Source organism: Klebsiella africana (assembly GCF_020526085.1).
GTDB classification, from domain to species: Bacteria; Pseudomonadota; Gammaproteobacteria; order Enterobacterales; family Enterobacteriaceae; genus Klebsiella; species Klebsiella africana.
The window spans coordinates 3,274,848-3,290,463 of sequence record NZ_CP084874.1 but is presented as its reverse complement, the minus strand read 5'-3'; the positions used below and the strand labels follow the sequence as shown (position 1 = coordinate 3,290,463).

The window sequence follows — 15,616 nt, the reverse complement described above, 5'->3', positions numbered from 1 at the left end:
GGTCGCCCCGTGAGGGGCGCATAAGTTTGGTAATCAGTAGCATCATACGGCCTGAGCGGAGCCTGGTCGTCCTTTTTGCTGGGAGCCCAGCCATTTCCCGGATGTCGCGTTAAGGAGCGCAGGCGGCAACGGGGCTTCAGTTAACGACACAGTGTGTGACGAGGAAATGAGATGATGCAGATGTTCAAATATCCGCAGGGAGAGGGAGGCCGCTCAGGCCGCATTGGATGCCAGCCAGCTAACGCTTACCGGTCCGTCTTACCCTTTTATCTACGCCTTACCCCTTTGCTAAGCAGGTTTGTCACGCGGACGTTGGGCCCGCAAACTGTTAACAGCAAGGGGGGAATGGGCGATGGCTATTAATCTTCCTGCGCATAACGCCGCTCAGGCGGGCAGACCACGCCTGCGTAAATCCCTCAAACTCTGGCAAGTGGTGATGATGGGGCTGGCCTATCTGACGCCAATGACGGTGTTTGATACCTTCGGCATCGTCTCCGGCATCAGCAATGGCCACGTACCAGCGTCTTATCTGTTGGCGCTGGCTGGCGTGCTGTTCACCGCCATCAGCTACGGCAAACTGGTGCGCCAGTTCCCGGAAGCCGGTTCCGCCTATACCTACGCGCAAAAATCCATCAGTCCGCACGTTGGCTTTATGGTCGGCTGGTCATCGCTGCTCGATTATCTGTTTCTGCCGATGATTAACGTCCTGCTGGCGAAGATCTATCTCTCGGCGCTGTTCCCGGAGGTACCGCCGTGGGTGTGGGTAGTCACTTTTGTCGCTATTCTGACCGCCGCGAACCTGAAAAGCGTTAACCTGGTGGCCAACTTCAACACCCTGTTCGTGCTGGTGCAGATTTCGATCATGGTGGTGTTTGTTATTCTGGTGGTGCAGGGGCTGCACAAAGGCGAGGGGGTGGGGACCGTCTGGTCGCTACAGCCGTTTATCAGCCAGAATGCGCACCTGATCCCGATCATCACCGGGGCGACCATTGTCTGCTTCTCGTTTCTCGGCTTCGACGCCGTGACCACCCTGTCGGAAGAGACCCCTGACGCCGCACGGGTGATCCCGAAGGCAATTTTTCTTACTGCGATGTACGGCGGTATTATTTTCATCGTCGCATCGTTCTTTATGCAGCTGTTCTTCCCGGATATTCATCGCTTTAAAGACCCCGATGCCGCGCTGCCGGAGATTGCGCTGTACGTGGGCGGCAAGCTGTTCCAGTCGATTTTCCTGTGCACCACCTTTGTTAACACCCTGGCGTCGGGTCTGGCGTCCCATGCCAGTGTCTCCCGTCTGCTGTACGTGATGGGCCGCGACAACGTCTTCCCGGAGCGCATTTTTGGCTATGTGCATCCGAAATGGCGTACCCCGGCGCTGAACGTGATTATGGTGGGCATCGTTGCGCTGTCAGCGCTGTTCTTCGACCTGGTGACCGCCACGGCGTTGATCAACTTTGGCGCACTGGTGGCATTTACTTTCGTTAACCTGTCGGTGTTTAACCACTTCTGGCGGCGCAAGGGGTATAACAAAACCTGGAAGGATCGGCTGCACTATCTGCTGTTGCCGATGGTCGGGGCGTTGACGGTGGGCGTGCTGTGGATCAACCTCGAGGCCACCTCGCTAACGCTCGGCCTGGTATGGGCAGCGCTTGGTCTGCTGTACCTGACTTATCTGACCCGACGCTTTCGAAAACCGCCGCCGCAGTTTGATGCCGCTAAAGCGGAACAGGCCTGGGAGTCATAGGTTCTGAGGCATAAACGGAACGAAGGCAGGCCCGTGGGCCTGTCTTCGTTTTGGCTTCGGTAAGGGACAGTACAGGACGGTAAAGAAATCAGCAGAAAAAGGTGGGGAACGGAAGGTATTATTTCTTCTTTTTATGGACAGGTAACTGACTGGCGCGCCGCTCTTTGAGGTACGACACCAGGCTGTAAATGGCGACACCCAGCAGCGCCACCGCGATGATAAAGAGAATAAGACCCGACATAGACCAACCTAATATTCTGTTTGGAAAGGGAAAAAGATACAGGGCGCGATTGAAGATAACATCGGGATATGTCTGAAAGATGACGTCTCATCGCGGGAATATCCGCCGCCGGGGTTGTGGTAAAATATTTCCCTTACGAATGTGACCGCCTGAGTTTCAGCTGAAATGGCGTAACACTCCGTTAAGTGATTTTACAGAAGTATGGCGTACAGAGGGTTACGCTGACTGCGAATGAGAATGTTCTGAGAGTAAGACATGTATAAAAAAACCCTCGGCCTGCTGGGCGTGGTGCTGGCGCTGTCTGCCTTCGCCAGTCAGGCTGAAAGTGAACGCCAGGCGAGCCGCGAGCGGATGGTGGAGCAGGTCCTCAAACCCTGTGAAGGTAAAAAAGCGGGTGATAAGGTGGTGATCACCGATCGCCGCGGCGGGGAGCACGAGGCGATCTGTACCCTGACGGCGGTTCCACTACCGGAGTAACCACCGCCCCGAGGTGTCGGTTAGCGATACCGCGGCGCCGGTTCCCCGGTTCGCGCGGTGGTAAACAGCGCCAGCCTGGCCTGCTCGTAAGTATCCCACAGTTCCAGGTCATGAACCGGCGGTAACGTGACCTTCTCCCCCAACTCCAGTCCACGTAGGGCGGCGTCCACCAGATCCTCGGTGGTCATTACTGTGCCGCTGGGCAAGGCATCCAGCGCCACCCCGGAAGTCGGCCAGAGATCGGTGGCAGTCGCCGCCGGCAATACCGCCTGAATTTGCACACCGCTGTCGGCAAACTCATCCTGCAGACCACGGGTAAAGCTCAACACCCAGGCTTTGCTGGCGCTGTAGACGGCGCTGCCCGGCAGTGTATGCAGCGCGAGGATAGAGGCAATATTGATCAGCGTTCCGCGGCCTCGGGGAACGAAAGCCGCCAGCGCGGCATAGCTCAGACGCAGCAGCGCCGTGGTGTTCAGTGTATGAATCGCCTGGTGCTCGCGTGGCGTACTGCCGAGAAAGCCCGCCATTTTCGCTGTACCGGCGTTGTTAATAAACAGATCGATGGCGGGATCCTGCTGCAGACGCTGCTCAACGGCTGCAATCCCGGGCTCTTCGCTAAGATCGGCTTTGAGGATGCTGGCCTGGATGGCATAACGTGATTGCAGCTGGTTGGCGAGCGCTTGCAGCCGGTCTTCACGGCGGGCGGCGAGGATCAAGTTGTATCCGCGGGCGGCGAGTCGTTCGGCATAGATTGCGCCGATACCTGAGGACGCGCCGGTGATTAAAGCAGTGTGCGATGGGTGAGTCATGGGAAGTGCCTCGTGAAAGGTTGCATTATTAAACCAAATTCAGCATGGAATAAGTGGTTTAATAATGCAACCTTTTCGTCGCGCTTTTTTTATTTTTGCCTGCGATGCAGGGCGATTACTCGCTCAACGGAATAGCAATCGTGATGTCTGCCGGAGCCAGCTCACGGCCATCGGCCGCCTGCAGGACCAGCTTACGCAGGGGCTGGCGCTGCTGACGGTCAATGAGCCGGGTCGCCGGTTCGTCGGGCTCGAACAGATAGTCATCAGCCCACTGGGAGAGGGCGACCAGCACCGTCTGCAGGGCGCGGCCCTTGTCGGTCAGGACATACTCCTGCCAGGCGCTGCCGTCGGAGGCCGGCTGCAGGCGCAGGATACCTTCATCCACCAGCATTTTCAGCCGCCCGGCGAGCATATTCTTGGCGATGCCGAGGTTTTTCTGGAATTCGCTAAAACGGCGCACTCCGCGCAGAGCATCGCGGACGATCAGCAGCGACCACCAGTCGCCGATAACATCGAGGGAGCGGGCGATAGGGCAACAGCTGTTTTCCAGTCGGGTACGTTTCACAAAAGCCTCCAGGTTAATTGTTTCATTATAAAACTATTTTACCCGGCAGGGGAAATTTCCGGTGACAGTCTAAGTTTGCGAGCGATTACCAGGAAAAATGTCATAAATCCGTCACAATTAACGCGATGATAATAAATGACTAAGGATGAAGGGATGAAAAAACGTCTACTCGCCGCCGCCGTCGCCGGCGCGGTGATGTTATCCGCTGGCGCCCAGGCGCAGGACACGGCCGCCCCGGAGGGGTATCAGCTGCAGCAGGTGCTGATCATGAGCCGCCACAACCTCCGTGCGCCACTGGCTAATAACGGTAGCGTGCTGGAGCAGTCCACCGCTAAGGTATGGCCGGAGTGGGATGTACCGGGCGGCCAGCTGACTACCAAAGGCGGTGTGCTGGAAGTCTATATGGGCCACTATATGCGTGAATGGCTGGCGCAGCAGAAGCTGGTGACCAGCGGCGAGTGCCCGCCGGAAAACGCCGTTTACGCCTACGCTAACAGCCTGCAGCGCACCGTCGCAACCGCGCAGTTCTTCATCACCGGCGCATTTCCGGGTTGCGGTATCACGGTGCACCATCAGCCGCAGATGGGCACCATGGACCCGACCTTCAACCCGGTTATCACTGATGACTCTCCCGCGTTTCGCGAGAAAGCGCTCCAGGCAATGGAAAAAGAGCGCCAGGGGATGCAACTGACCGAGAGCTACAAGCTGCTGGAGACGATAATCGATTACCGCAACTCGCCCTCCTGCAAAGAGAAGCAGGTCTGTTCCCTGAGCGAGGGTAAGGATACCTTTAGCGCTGGTTATCAGCAGGAGCCGGGCGTGTCCGGGCCGCTGAAGGTGGGTAACTCGCTGGTGGACGCCTTCACCCTGCAATATTATGAAGGTTTCCCGAAAGATCAGGTGGCGTGGGGGGAGATCGCCAGCGATAAGCAGTGGCGGGTGCTGTCGAAGCTGAAAAATGGCTATCAGGATAGTCTGTTTACCTCGGTGGCAGTGGCGCAAAATGTCGCCAAACCGCTGGTCAAATATATCGATAACGCACTGGTGGGCGAGGGGGCCAACAAGGCGAAAATCACGCTGCTGGTGGGGCACGACTCGAATATCGCCTCGCTGCTGACGGCGCTGGACTTTAAACCCTATCAACTGCCTGGCCAGTACGAGCGCACCCCTATCGGCGGCAAATTGCTGTTTCAGCGCTGGCATGACAGCGCCGGCAATCGCGATCTGATGAAGATTGAGTATGTCTATCAAAGTACCGAGCAGCTGCGTAACGCTGACGCGCTAACCCTGCAGGCCCCGCCGCAGCGTGTCACCCTGGCGCTTAACGGCTGTCCGGTCGACGATCAGGGGTTCTGTCCGCTGGAAACCTTTAAAAAAGTGATCAACGAGGCGGCGAAATAATGAAAAAAACCCGGAGCAATCCGGGTTTTTTAGCAGGTCAGGGGGAGACCTGGCGGGGATATATGTCCTAGACGTTTTTACGCTCAATCGTCTGTTCGCCCCAGAACAGACTGTCTTTATCGGTTTTGGCAAAGGCCAGCGCCAGCACTTCGTCGCTGCCTTCCTCCCAGATTTGCTCCGCCAGTTTTTCATCATAGTGGGCGACTTCAAAAATCGCCTCGGCGATCTCCGGCGAGGTGTTACGTAAACTTGCCCATTCGCCGACGCGATGTGCTTTTGCTTCTTGAGTTGGCATAGTGCTCCTCCTGCAGAAGATTAGCCGTGCAGTTTAACGGCCAGTTTGGCGACATGTTCACCCTGATAGCGGGCGATGGCTAACTCTTCCTCGCTCGGCTGACGCGAGCCGTCACCGCCGGCGATGGTGGTCGCGCCATAGGGGGTACCGCCGCGGACCTGGGAGATATCGAACAGTTCCTGGGCGCCATAGCCGATCGGGACGATGATCATGCCGTGGTGGGCCAGCGTCGTCCAGGTTGAGGTGATCGTTTGTTCCTGGCCACCGCCGGTGCCGGTTGAGCTGAACACGCTGGCGATTTTGCCGTACAGGGCGCCGGACGCCCACAGGCCGCCGGTTTGATCGAGGAAGGTGCGCATCTGTCCGGACATGTTGCCGAAACGCGTCGGGGTACCAAAGATGATGGCGTCATACTCTGCCAGCTCCTGCGGCGTGGCGACGGGCGCGTTTTGCGTTTTACCGCCTGCTTTGGCAAATGCTTCAGCCTGCATGGTTTCCGGCACGCGCTTCACAACCACCTCAACGCCATCCACCCGGTTCGCCCCATCGGCGACGGCGTGAGCCATGGTTTCAATGTGTCCATACATGGAATAATAAAGCACCAGAATTTTAGCCATTTCCATCACTCCTCGGTTGCATTATAAGCCAGCAAAATAGCTGGTACCTTTAAAGATAAAGCCTCTGCCGGAGAGTGCAAATCCAACGGGCATTTGTTTGATTTATAACAAAATGCCACAGCATTATTTACTTTTCCTTGTGCCGCGCGGCCTGCGCGGTAGAGAAGCGGGAAGCTATGCTTTCGTTATTCTGGCCGCTGCGGCAAGGGTGTAGCATCAGGATACATTTTTGCCGACTTTTTTTTCTCCGCCAGTAGAGTCGGTTAAGAGCTGTTCGCGGCGCGAGGGGACTTTTTCCGCCCGGGTTTGTTTCTGGATATTACATTTGCCGACGTCAGCGACAGTCATTCACTAACCTTATAGATACGCGGCACGACAGCGGCATCGCCGCTCCCGCGTAATGCACTATGATGTCTAACCTAATGGAGGTCAGTAATGGCAAACCATCGTGGCGGTTCCGGTAACTTTGCAGAAGACCGTGAAAGAGCATCAGAAGCAGGACGTAAAGGTGGCCAGCATAGCGGGGGGAATTTTAAAAATGACCCTCAGCGCGCCTCAGAGGCTGGCAAAAAAGGGGGTAAAAACAGTCATGGTAGCCGTGAAAGTTAACGCGCGACTCGCACTGTTCTCTTTGATGCGGTGTTAATCTCCCTGACCCAACCGCATCGCCCTCGCCGCCGGCATCTGCCGGCGGTTTTTTTATCTGTCGGTGGTTGCGCTCCCGCCGGGCGGATTGCACACTGGTCGCCCGTTAATCGTCATGGCTGTCTTATGTCTTCGTTAAAATTCTCCGTTACCCGCCAGGAAGCGCTCCTTATCATGATCACCATGTTCTGGGGAGGGACGTTCCTTGCCGTACAGTACGCGGTGAGCCTCAGCGGGCCGCTGTTTTTTGTCGGTTTGCGTTTCGCGACCGCCGCGCTGGCGGTGGGCCTGCTTTCGCTGCGCACCCTGCGCGGTCTGACGTGGCTGGAGGTGAAGGCCGGGGTAGCGATTGGCGTGGCGATTGCCCTGGGATATGGCCTGCAGACCTGGGGACTGCAGTCGATCTCCAGCAGTAAGTCTGCCTTTATCACGGCGATGTATGTGCCGCTGGTGCCGCTGCTGCAGTGGCTGTGTCTGGGCCGTATGCCGGGGGTGATGTCCTGCATAGGGATTGTGCTGGCCTTTATCGGTTTGATCCTGCTGGCCGGGCCGGAAAATAATCTGCTGGCGCTTGGCGTGGGGGAGATAATCACGCTGGCGAGCGCAGTGGCGATCGCGGCGGAGATTATCCTTATCAGCGCCTGGGCCGGGAAAGTCGATGTCCGCCGGGTGACGGTCGTGCAGCTGGCGACTGCGTCGCTGGTGGCTTTCGCCGCCATGAAGCCGGCCGGTGAGGTGGTTCCGCCGTTGACGCCGACACTGGTCGGCGTCGCGCTGGGGCTGGGGATTTTCAGCGCGATCATTCAGGTGACCATGAACTGGGCGCAGCGTAGCGTCTCGCCGACGCGGGCCACCCTTATCTATACCGGGGAACCGGTATGGGCCGGTATTTTTGGCCGGCTGGCCGGCGAGCGTCTGCCGCTGCTGGCCTTGCTCGGCTGCGTCTTGATCCTCGCGGGGGTGCTGGTGAGCGAGCTGAAGTGGAAGCGCAAACCGTCGTCGCAGGTTTCCACAAACGATGATGCGCAGCCGCTGCCTGACCTGGCCGATCGCCGCGAGCCATAATTTTACGCTTCTGATCCTACAGCGGCGCTTATCCTGGCTGGTACTCGTCCGGCTCTGATTGTCTCCAGGCCCGCGCCAGCGCCGCGCCGTCGAGCGATGGCTTCATGCACGGCCTCGCTTTTATGCCGGGTGGCGGCTGCGCCTTACCCGGCCTACGTTCGTGCGACCTGCCGTTAATTTATTCACCTTTCTTGCTGAAACTGCCGGTGCTTACGGCCTCAAAATCGCTGAGACGTTCCCGGAAGGCCGGGGCAGTCTGTAGGCCCGGCAAGCGCAGCGCCGCCGGGCGATGGCATCAGGCACGGCGTCGCTTTTATGCCGGGTGGCGGCTGCGCCTTACCCGGCCTACGTTCATACGACCTGCCGTTAATTTATTCACCATTGTTGCTGAAACTGCCGGTGCTGACGGCCTCAAAATCGCTGAGACATTCCCGGAAAGCCGTGGCAGTCTGTAGGCCCGTGCCAGCGCAGCGCCGCCGGGCGATGGCATCAGGCACGGCGTCGTTTTTATGCCGGGTGGCGGCTGCGCCTTACCCGGCCTACGTTCGTACGACCTGCCGTTAATTTATTCACCTTTCTTGCTGAAACTGCCGGTGCTGACAGCCTCAAAATCGCTGAGACCTTCCCGGAAGGCCGTGGCAGTCTGTAGGCCCGCGCCAGCGCAGCGCCGCCGGGTGGTCAGGCTCCGTACCTACGGTGATGCCGGATGGCGGCATAAATGCCTTATCCGGCCTACAGGCTCACACCACCCAGGCCCACACCGCTCCCTGCGCCAACGCCGCGCTAATGTGGCTTACACCGGCGTTACCCTGGCCTCCTTCGCTTCGCGCGTCCCGCGATGAAGCAGCGCGTGCAGTAGGATCGCCCCGAAGGTGGCGGTGCCAATCCCGCCCAGCGTAAAGCCGCCCAGCGACAGCGCGAAATCCCCGGCGCCCAACACCAGGGTCACCGACACCATGATCAGATTGCTGTTCTGACTGAGGTCGACCCGGTTTTGCACCCAGATCCGCGCCCCGGCGACCGCGATCAGGCCAAAGACCACGATCGAGGCGCCGCCGATCACCGGCCCGGGAATGGTGTGGATTAATGCGCCGAACTTCGGCGAGAAACCCAACAGCATGGCAATCAGCGCCGCGGCAACAAACACCAGCGTCGAGTAGACCTTGGTCACCGCCATGACACCAATGTTCTCCGCATAGGTGGTGACCCCGCTGCCGCCCACCGAACCGGAGAGCATGGTCGCCAGCCCGTCGCCGACGAAGGCGCGACCCATATACGGGTCCATATTGCGCCCGGTCATTCCGGCGACGGCCTTCAGGTGCCCGAGGTTCTCGGCCACCAGGATCACCGCGACCGGCGCAATCAACATCATCGCCTGACCGTTAAAGGATGGGGTGGTAAAGTGTGGCAGCCCGAACCACGCCGCCTGGGCGAGGGGGGAGAAGTCCAGCGGTTTGCCAAGGCCAAAGCCGTTAGCCAGCAGGGCGTACAGTGCGCAGGCGACGATCAGGCCGACCAGGATCAACAGACGCTGCAGCATCCCGCGGGTAAATACCGCCACTATGCCGATGCAGAGCACGGTCAACACCGCCATCCAGCTGTCGAAGGCGCTGGCGGAGACGCTGCGCACGGCAATCGGCGCCAGGTTCAGGCCGATAGCCATCACCACCGCGCCGGTCACCACCGGCGGCATCAGGCGCTCGATCCAGCGGGTGCCGATCTTCATCACCACCAGACCAATCAGGGTGTAGACCAGCCCGCAGGCGATGATCCCGCCAAGGGCGACGCTCAGATGAGGGTTCAGCCCCTGGCCGTTAAAGCCGGTAATGGCGATCACCACCCCGACAAAAGCGGCGCTGGAGCCGAGATAGCTCGGCACCCGTCCGCCGGTGACGACAAAGAACAGCAGAGTGCCGACGCCCGACATCAGAATAGACAGGTTGGGGTCGAGCCCCATCAACAACGGCATCAGCACCGTCGCGCCGAACATCGCAACGGCGTGCTGCACGCCCATCACCAGCGTTTGTCCGGCCGACAAGCGTTCATCGGGGGCGACAACGCCGGACTCAGCGGCGGGGGAGGTCAACTTCCAGCGAGGAAAATCGAAGAGTGCCATGATGATATCCCGGGTTAAAGGTTAACAAGCGGGTCGCATAAGCGTGTGATAACCGCGGTCAAACCACATCAGACCCCGGGGCTCCGGGTGACGGGTAATGGCCACGACGTGACAAAACAGGATGTCGTGCGTGCCGACGCTGACGCGCTGGTCGATGCGGCAGTCAAAGCTGACCAGCGCCGCCTCCAGCCGCGGACAGCCGGTGGCGCCGGTCTGCCAGTCGGCGGCGGCAAAGCGCTCGTCCATCGCCGTTTTACCGCCAAACAGCGTCGACAGCGCCTCCTGGCCGGCCGCCAGGGTATTGACGCACAGCGTGTGGTGTTCGCTGAACACCGGCCACACCGAGGCCGAGCGGTTCAGGCAGACCAGCAGGGTCGGCGGCGCGTCGGTGACGCTGCAGACCGCGCTGGCGGTAAACCCCGCCCGGCCCGCCGGGCCATCGGTGGTAATGATGTTAACCGCGGCGCCGACGTGGGCCATGGCGTCACGGAAACTCTGTTTGTCTGCTAACTCCATCGCCAACTCCTTATGCCAGCAGGCAGGCTTCATCAAAGGACAGACGCGGCAGGCGGCCGTACAGCTTGCCGGGATCGCCATAGCCGATGTTCACCAGCAGGTTGCTTTTCCAGCCGTTATCGGCGAAAAACGCCGCGTCGACTTTTTCCCGGTCAAAACCGGACATTGGCCCGGTGTCGAGTCCCAGCGCCCGGCAGGCGAAAATCAGGTACGCCGCCTGCAGGGAGCTGTTGCGAAACGCGGTCTCTTCCGCCAGCTGCGGGCTGGAGGTAAACCAGCTGCGGGCGTCACCGTGGGGAAACAGGGTCGGTAGCCGGTCGTAAAAGGCGCTGTCCCACGCCACGATAGCGGTCACCGGCGCCTGCATGGTTTTCTGCAGATTGCCGCTGGAGAGCGTCGGGCGAAGTTTCTCTTTGCCTTCCGCGCTGCGCACGAACACGATGCGCGCCGGCGAACAGTTGGCGGAGGTGGGTCCCATTTTCATCAGGTCCCAGACGGCCTGCAGCTGCGTATCGCTCACCGGTTTATCCAGCCAGCCGTTGTGGGTCCGGGCCTGGGTAAACAGCGTCTCGCAGGCTGTGTGGTTTATCGCGTCGTTCATCGGATCTCCCTGGCGACCGGCAGCATAGCGGCCAGCCCGTCGCGTAAAATGGTATTAAAGGTATCGGCGTCGGTGACGTTACAGGCATGGCCGCCCCACGGCATTTCCACGTGCTGGCTGCCGGGGATCGCGGTCTGCAGCACGCGGGAGCAGGAGGCGGGGACCAGCAGGTCGTCAGCGGCGCTGACAATCAGCGTCGGGCAGGCGATGGCCGCCGCACGGCGTGAAAAATCAGCCTGCTTCAGGGCCTGCAGCCGCTTCAGCAGATTCTCTTTGCCCTGAAAATGGCTGATGGCAAGCGCATCTTCCGCTTCGAGGCGCGGCAGGCGCGCGGCCATCCATTCCGCCGGGTAGAGAAACAGCGGTTGCGCTTCGACCCACGCCTGCGCGCCGCCGGCATGCAGCAGACGCTCGCGCACCAGGAAGCAGCGGCGGGTATGCGGTGACAGCGACAGCCAGCCGTTGACCAGCACCAGGGCGCTCACCGCCTCGGGATGATCGAGCGCCAGCTGCAGGCCAATCAGCGCCCCCAGGGCGTGGCCCACCAGCGCAAAGCGGGCGATCCCCGCCGCCTGCAGAGCGCTGAACAGCTCTCCGGCCATCGTCGCCATACTGTAGTCGGCGGGCAGCGGACCGGCATTCTCCCCGGTCCCGTTATGGTCATAACTCACCAGCTGATACTGTTCCTCCAGCGCCGCGCGCTGCGCCAGCCAGTAGCCGCCACCCCCGCCAAGGCCGGCGCTAAGGACCACCACCGGCGCACCGGGCCATGGGGCTGGAGCAATATTGAGCCTCATCATGTCGGGGTGCCGATATGGGCGACGCTGGCGATTTCCACCAGCGCATCGGGCTTCACCAGTCCGCACTGAATGCAAAAGCGCGCCGGTTTATCGCCGGGGAAGAACTCGGCGTAGACCTCGTTAATCGCGGCGTAATTTGTCCAGTCGGTGATAAAGATGCTGTTGAAAGTCACATCCGCCATACTCCCGCCCGCCGTTTCGATAACGCTCTTGATGGTCTCCAGCACGTGGCGGGTTTGCGCCTTTGGGTCGCCGATGTGCACCACATTGTTTTGCTTATCAAACGGCAGGGTGCCCGAGATGTAGACCACCCCGTCGGCGAGCGTCCCCGGAACAAAGGGGGCAATCGGCGTGGTGGTGCCTGGCGGAATAATCACCTGTTTAGGCATACCGTTTCTCCTTGGCTAAAGCCAGCGGGGTGGCGGGGGAGAGCGCGTGGCAGAAGCTCTCGACGTCACTGACCCAGCCGAAAAAGGTTTCAATATTGAACAGCGCCGCCTGCTGGGCGAAGGCCGGGCCGGCCTGATGGGTGGCATCCTCCAGCACGATGCCGAAGTATTCGAGAAAGAAGCCATCGCGCAGCGTCGATTCGACGCAGACGTTGGTGGCGATCCCGGTGAACACCAGATGGCGTATGCCGCGGCTGCGCAAAATGCTGTCGAGCGGGGTGTTAAAGAAGCCGCTGTAGCGCGGTTTCGGCAACACGATGTCGCCTTCCTGCGGCGTCAGCTCATCCACCAGCTGATAATCCCAACCGCCTTTCGCCAGCAGTTTGCCCTGCAGCTCAGGACGCTGACGCATCGTTTTCAGCGCGTTGGACTTGTGATAGTTCGGCGAGCCCGGGCCGCCAGCTTCAACATACTGGTCATCCCAGCCATTCTGGAACCAGATAATCAACATGCCCGCGGCGCGGGCGGCGGCGACGGCGGTATTAATATTGTCGATAACCGGCCGGGTGGCGGAGACGTCAAAGCCGGCGAGATCCAGATAGCCGCCCTGGCTGGCGTAGGCGTTCTGCATATCGACAACAATCAGCGCGCTCTGCTGCGGCGCGAAGGTCAGGGATTCCGGGCGAGCGGGAAGGGTAATCATCAGGCCACCTCACGGGTAACAGGAGCAATGTGGTCCCGGCAGCGCATCAGCGGCTGAATGCGTTCGCCAAAGGCGTCGATGCCGGCAAGAAAATCATCAAAGGTCAGCAGCACGCCGTCGGTGCCGGGCACGCCCGCCACTTCATCGAGCATCCGCGCGACGCTGGCATACGATCCGACAAGGGTACCCATGTTAATGTTGACCGCCGAGGTGGGGTCGGCCATCTGGCGCACGTTGGTATCGCTGCCGGAGCGGGTGTCTTTCTGACTTTGCTCGGTGAGCCACGCCAGCGCTTCTTCATCGGCGCCGGCTTTGTAATGCTCCCATTTGGCGCGCGCCGCTTCGTCGGTTTCGTCGGCGATCACCATGAACAGCACATAGGACCCCACGTCGCGGCCGGTTTTTTCCGCCGCCTGCATCATGCGTGCGGCGGTCGGGGCAAAGGCCGTTGGCGTGTTGACCCCTTTGCCAAAGCAAAAGTTGTAGTCCGCGTGCTGGGCGGAGAAGGCCATCCCGGCATCGCTCTGCCCGGCGCAGATCACCTTCATCGGCTGCGACGGGCGCGGGCTGACCCGGCAGTCGTTCATGGTGAAGTAGTCGCCTTTGAAGTCGCTGCGCCCGGTACCCCACAGGTCACGAAGCACCTGAACGTATTCAGTGAGATAGTCATAGCGGCTGGCGAAATAGTCATCTCCCGGCCACATGCCCATCTGGTCATATTCCGGCTTTTGCCAGCCGGTCACCAGATTGACGCCAAACCGGCCGCCGGAGATGGAATCGATAGTGGAGGCCATCCGGGCGACAATCGCCGGCGGCAGCGTCAGGGTGGCGGCGGTGGCGTAGATCTGGATCTTCGAGGTCACCGCGGCCAGACCGGCCATCAGGGTGAAGGACTCCAGGTTGTGATCCCAGAATTCGGTTTTCCCGCCGAAGCCGCGCAACTTGATCATGGAGAGCGCGAAGTCGAAATGGTAGTGCTCGGCCTTCTGCACGATGGCCTTATTCAGTTCAAAGGTCGGCATATACTGCGGGGCATGGGTGGAGATCAGCCAGCCGTTGTTGCCAATGGGAACGAAAACACCAATTTTCATACCTACCTCTCTGCAGTCATGGAAGATGGAATTGCGGTGGTGCGGCATCCTGCCTCTCCCTGGACCACCTCGCAGAAAAGGTAAAGCAAAGGTGATGCCAGTTTTATAAAAGCCAATGTTATTAATGTGTTATTTTTGAGTTGCTAAAAAGGATGATAAAAAAGTGGACTGGATGGTCAAAATCAGTGCACGAAAAAACGGCAGTCATGCGCAATCAGGGTGCACGGGGTCGTGTCGACGCAGGGCTTTTGCTATGCTGGAGGCGTCAACTGAAGGAGAGGATGTATGGCACAGGGCGCCGCGAAAAAAACCGGTAAACGTTCACAAGCGGTAAGCGCCAAAAAGGAGGCCATCCTGGCCGCCGCGCTGGAGGCATTTTCGCAATTTGGGATTCACGGTACGCGACTGGAGCAGGTGGCTGAGCGCGCCGGGGTATCGAAAACCAATCTGCTCTATTACTACCCTTCGAAAGAGGCGCTGTATGTGGCTGTCCTGCAGCAGATCCTCGCTATCTGGCTGGCGCCGCTGAAGGCGTTTCGTGAGGATATCAGCCCGCTGGTAGCGATCCGCGAATATATTCGCCTGAAGCTGGAGGTGTCCCGCGATCACCCCCAGGCCTCGAAGCTTTTCTGCCTCGAGATGCTGCAGGGAGCGCCGCTGCTGATGGGCGAACTGACCGGGGACCTGAAAGCGCTGGTCGATGAGAAATCGGCAATTGTCTCCGGCTGGATCGACCGCGGCAAGCTGGCGCCGGTCGATCCGCAGCATTTAATCTTTATGATCTGGGCCACCACTCAGCATTACGCCGACTTCGCCACCCAGGTGGAGGCGGTCACCGGCGCCACGCTGCAGGATGCAGCCTTTTTTGAACAAACGGTCGACAATGTCCAGCGGATGATTATCGAAGGTATTCGCGTCCGTTAATTGGCCGGCGGCAGTGGACAGCTTTGATCGCCATCCTCGCACTGCAGCAGCGAGGCGAGGAATGACTCCCGCTCCACGCTCTTATCGGTCATGCACTGGCTAACCAGCATCGGCTGCATGCTGCCGCCTTCGGCGCCGGACGCGAGAAAGGCGCAATCGGCGTCGCGCAGGGCGATCCATGCCTGCTGCGCCTGCTTCAGTAATGTCTGTTGTTTACCCACCGCCCGCTGCAGGGCCTGCTGCCAGGTGTCATTCAGTTTTTTATCGGCCGCCTGAAACTGCGCGGCCGCGCACTGATTCATTTCGGTTTGGGTATTGGCGTTGCTGCACTCGTCCGCCAGCGCCGCGCCGCTGGCCAGCAGGGCCATCACGGCAAATAACGTGCGTTTCATTGTTCTGCTCCCATAAAAAAGGCTCCCGTCCGGGAGCCTTAATTAAGCACAGCTGACGTCGGCTGTCATTAGCTGATCACCGCGCCGCTCTCCCGGATGGCGGCGCACAGCGCCTTATCCGGCTACCTCGTTGTATTGTTATGTTGTCGGGTGGCGCTACGCTTACCCGACCTACCATAATGGCGGCCTCCGTGCCATGAGACAGGTAGCCCCGGTAAGCGCAGC

At 59.8% G+C, this 15,616-nt stretch carries 20 protein-coding genes; 6 read left to right on the top strand and 14 right to left on the bottom strand.

Going from position 1 to position 15,616, the window contains the following annotated elements:
- Positions 1 to 352 precede the first annotated feature (352 nt).
- A complete protein-coding gene (locus LGL98_RS16115; protein WP_136030580.1) occupies positions 353 to 1,744 on the top strand; it encodes an APC family permease in 1,392 nt (463 codons plus the stop codon).
- 118 nt (positions 1,745 to 1,862) lie between these two features.
- On the opposite strand, the gene LGL98_RS16110 is transcribed toward LGL98_RS16115, so the two are convergent.
- Positions 1,863 to 1,985, bottom strand: a complete 123-nt coding sequence (locus LGL98_RS16110; RefSeq protein WP_136030582.1) for a small membrane protein — start codon at positions 1,983 to 1,985, stop codon at positions 1,863 to 1,865.
- Between the two features lie 255 nt (positions 1,986 to 2,240).
- Here LGL98_RS16110 and LGL98_RS16105 point away from each other — a divergent pair, with 255 nt between their 5' ends.
- Positions 2,241 to 2,462, top strand: coding sequence for a hypothetical protein (locus tag LGL98_RS16105; protein ID WP_136030584.1), 222 nt, complete (start codon positions 2,241 to 2,243; stop codon positions 2,460 to 2,462).
- Positions 2,463 to 2,482: 20 nt separating this feature from the next.
- Here the strand turns inward: LGL98_RS16105 and LGL98_RS16100 are convergent, their stop codons facing one another.
- Together LGL98_RS16100 and LGL98_RS16095 are read right to left on the bottom strand one after the other, a co-directional pair.
- A complete protein-coding gene (locus tag LGL98_RS16100; RefSeq protein WP_136030586.1) occupies positions 2,483 to 3,271 on the bottom strand; it encodes an SDR family NAD(P)-dependent oxidoreductase in 789 nt (262 codons plus the stop codon).
- Positions 3,272 to 3,386: 115 nt separating this feature from the next.
- Entirely contained in the window at positions 3,387 to 3,836 is a 450-nt protein-coding gene (locus tag LGL98_RS16095; RefSeq protein ID WP_136030587.1) for a winged helix-turn-helix transcriptional regulator, read from the bottom strand.
- Between the two features lie 153 nt (positions 3,837 to 3,989).
- On the opposite strand from LGL98_RS16095, the gene agp reads away from it, so the two are divergent.
- The gene (gene agp / locus LGL98_RS16090; protein WP_136030590.1) at positions 3,990 to 5,237 is read left to right on the top strand and encodes a bifunctional glucose-1-phosphatase/inositol phosphatase; all 1,248 of its coding nucleotides are present in this window, start codon (positions 3,990 to 3,992) and stop codon (positions 5,235 to 5,237) included.
- 67 nt (positions 5,238 to 5,304) lie between these two features.
- On the opposite strand, the gene LGL98_RS16085 is transcribed toward agp, so the two are convergent.
- The 3 genes from LGL98_RS16085 to LGL98_RS26285 all read right to left on the bottom strand — a co-directional run bounded on the left by LGL98_RS16085 (position 5,305) and on the right by LGL98_RS26285 (position 6,497).
- Positions 5,305 to 5,532, bottom strand: a complete 228-nt coding sequence (locus tag LGL98_RS16085) for a YccJ family protein (protein ID WP_002898701.1) — start codon at positions 5,530 to 5,532, stop codon at positions 5,305 to 5,307.
- Positions 5,533 to 5,552: 20 nt separating this feature from the next.
- Positions 5,553 to 6,149, bottom strand: a complete 597-nt coding sequence (gene wrbA, locus LGL98_RS16080; RefSeq protein WP_002898704.1) for an NAD(P)H:quinone oxidoreductase — start codon at positions 6,147 to 6,149, stop codon at positions 5,553 to 5,555.
- Between the two features lie 216 nt (positions 6,150 to 6,365).
- The gene (locus LGL98_RS26285; protein ID WP_313681838.1) at positions 6,366 to 6,497 is read right to left on the bottom strand and encodes a hypothetical protein; all 132 of its coding nucleotides are present in this window, start codon (positions 6,495 to 6,497) and stop codon (positions 6,366 to 6,368) included.
- An 87-nt stretch (positions 6,498 to 6,584) separates the two neighbouring features.
- On the opposite strand from LGL98_RS26285, the gene LGL98_RS16075 reads away from it, so the two are divergent.
- On the top strand, positions 6,585 to 6,758 hold the full coding sequence (locus LGL98_RS16075; protein ID WP_002898708.1) for a con-10 family general stress protein: 174 nt from the start codon (positions 6,585 to 6,587) through the stop codon (positions 6,756 to 6,758).
- A gap of 162 nt (positions 6,759 to 6,920) precedes the next feature.
- Positions 6,921 to 7,859 (top strand): DMT family transporter, encoded by a 939-nt coding sequence (locus LGL98_RS16070; protein ID WP_136030592.1) that lies wholly within the window; start codon positions 6,921 to 6,923, stop codon positions 7,857 to 7,859.
- A 793-nt stretch (positions 7,860 to 8,652) separates the two neighbouring features.
- On the opposite strand, the gene rutG is transcribed toward LGL98_RS16070, so the two are convergent.
- Genes rutG through rutA form a run of 7 tightly spaced genes read right to left on the bottom strand, consistent with a single transcriptional unit; the run spans position 8,653 to position 14,075 of the window.
- A complete protein-coding gene (rutG, locus tag LGL98_RS16065; protein WP_008805937.1) occupies positions 8,653 to 9,975 on the bottom strand; it encodes a pyrimidine utilization transport protein G in 1,323 nt (440 codons plus the stop codon).
- Between the two features lie 21 nt (positions 9,976 to 9,996).
- Positions 9,997 to 10,491, bottom strand: coding sequence for an NADH-dependent FMN reductase RutF (gene rutF / locus LGL98_RS16060; protein ID WP_080924460.1), 495 nt, complete (start codon positions 10,489 to 10,491; stop codon positions 9,997 to 9,999).
- Between the two features lie 10 nt (positions 10,492 to 10,501).
- Positions 10,502 to 11,092, bottom strand: coding sequence for a malonic semialdehyde reductase (locus LGL98_RS16055; protein ID WP_136030593.1), 591 nt, complete (start codon positions 11,090 to 11,092; stop codon positions 10,502 to 10,504).
- Entirely contained in the window at positions 11,089 to 11,892 is an 804-nt protein-coding gene (gene rutD, locus LGL98_RS16050; RefSeq protein ID WP_136030595.1) for a pyrimidine utilization protein D, read from the bottom strand. Before rutD ends, LGL98_RS16055 begins: the two co-directional genes overlap by 4 nt.
- A complete protein-coding gene (gene rutC / locus LGL98_RS16045) occupies positions 11,889 to 12,281 on the bottom strand; it encodes a pyrimidine utilization protein C (RefSeq protein WP_136030597.1) in 393 nt (130 codons plus the stop codon). The genes rutD and rutC overlap by 4 nt, the downstream gene beginning before the upstream one ends.
- A complete protein-coding gene (gene rutB, locus LGL98_RS16040; RefSeq protein WP_004224061.1) occupies positions 12,274 to 12,984 on the bottom strand; it encodes a pyrimidine utilization protein B in 711 nt (236 codons plus the stop codon). Before rutB ends, rutC begins: the two co-directional genes overlap by 8 nt.
- The gene (gene rutA, locus LGL98_RS16035; protein WP_136030599.1) at positions 12,984 to 14,075 is read right to left on the bottom strand and encodes a pyrimidine utilization protein A; all 1,092 of its coding nucleotides are present in this window, start codon (positions 14,073 to 14,075) and stop codon (positions 12,984 to 12,986) included. Before rutA ends, rutB begins: the two co-directional genes overlap by 1 nt.
- Positions 14,076 to 14,360: 285 nt before the next feature.
- On the opposite strand from rutA, the gene rutR reads away from it, so the two are divergent.
- Positions 14,361 to 14,999, top strand: coding sequence for an HTH-type transcriptional regulator RutR (gene rutR, locus LGL98_RS16030; protein ID WP_087805467.1), 639 nt, complete (start codon positions 14,361 to 14,363; stop codon positions 14,997 to 14,999).
- On the opposite strand, the gene LGL98_RS16025 is transcribed toward rutR, so the two are convergent.
- Positions 14,996 to 15,391, bottom strand: a complete 396-nt coding sequence (locus LGL98_RS16025; protein ID WP_136030601.1) for a lysozyme inhibitor LprI family protein — start codon at positions 15,389 to 15,391, stop codon at positions 14,996 to 14,998. The two genes, rutR and LGL98_RS16025, sit on opposite strands and share 4 nt — an antisense overlap.
- Positions 15,392 to 15,616: the final 225 nt, after the last annotated feature.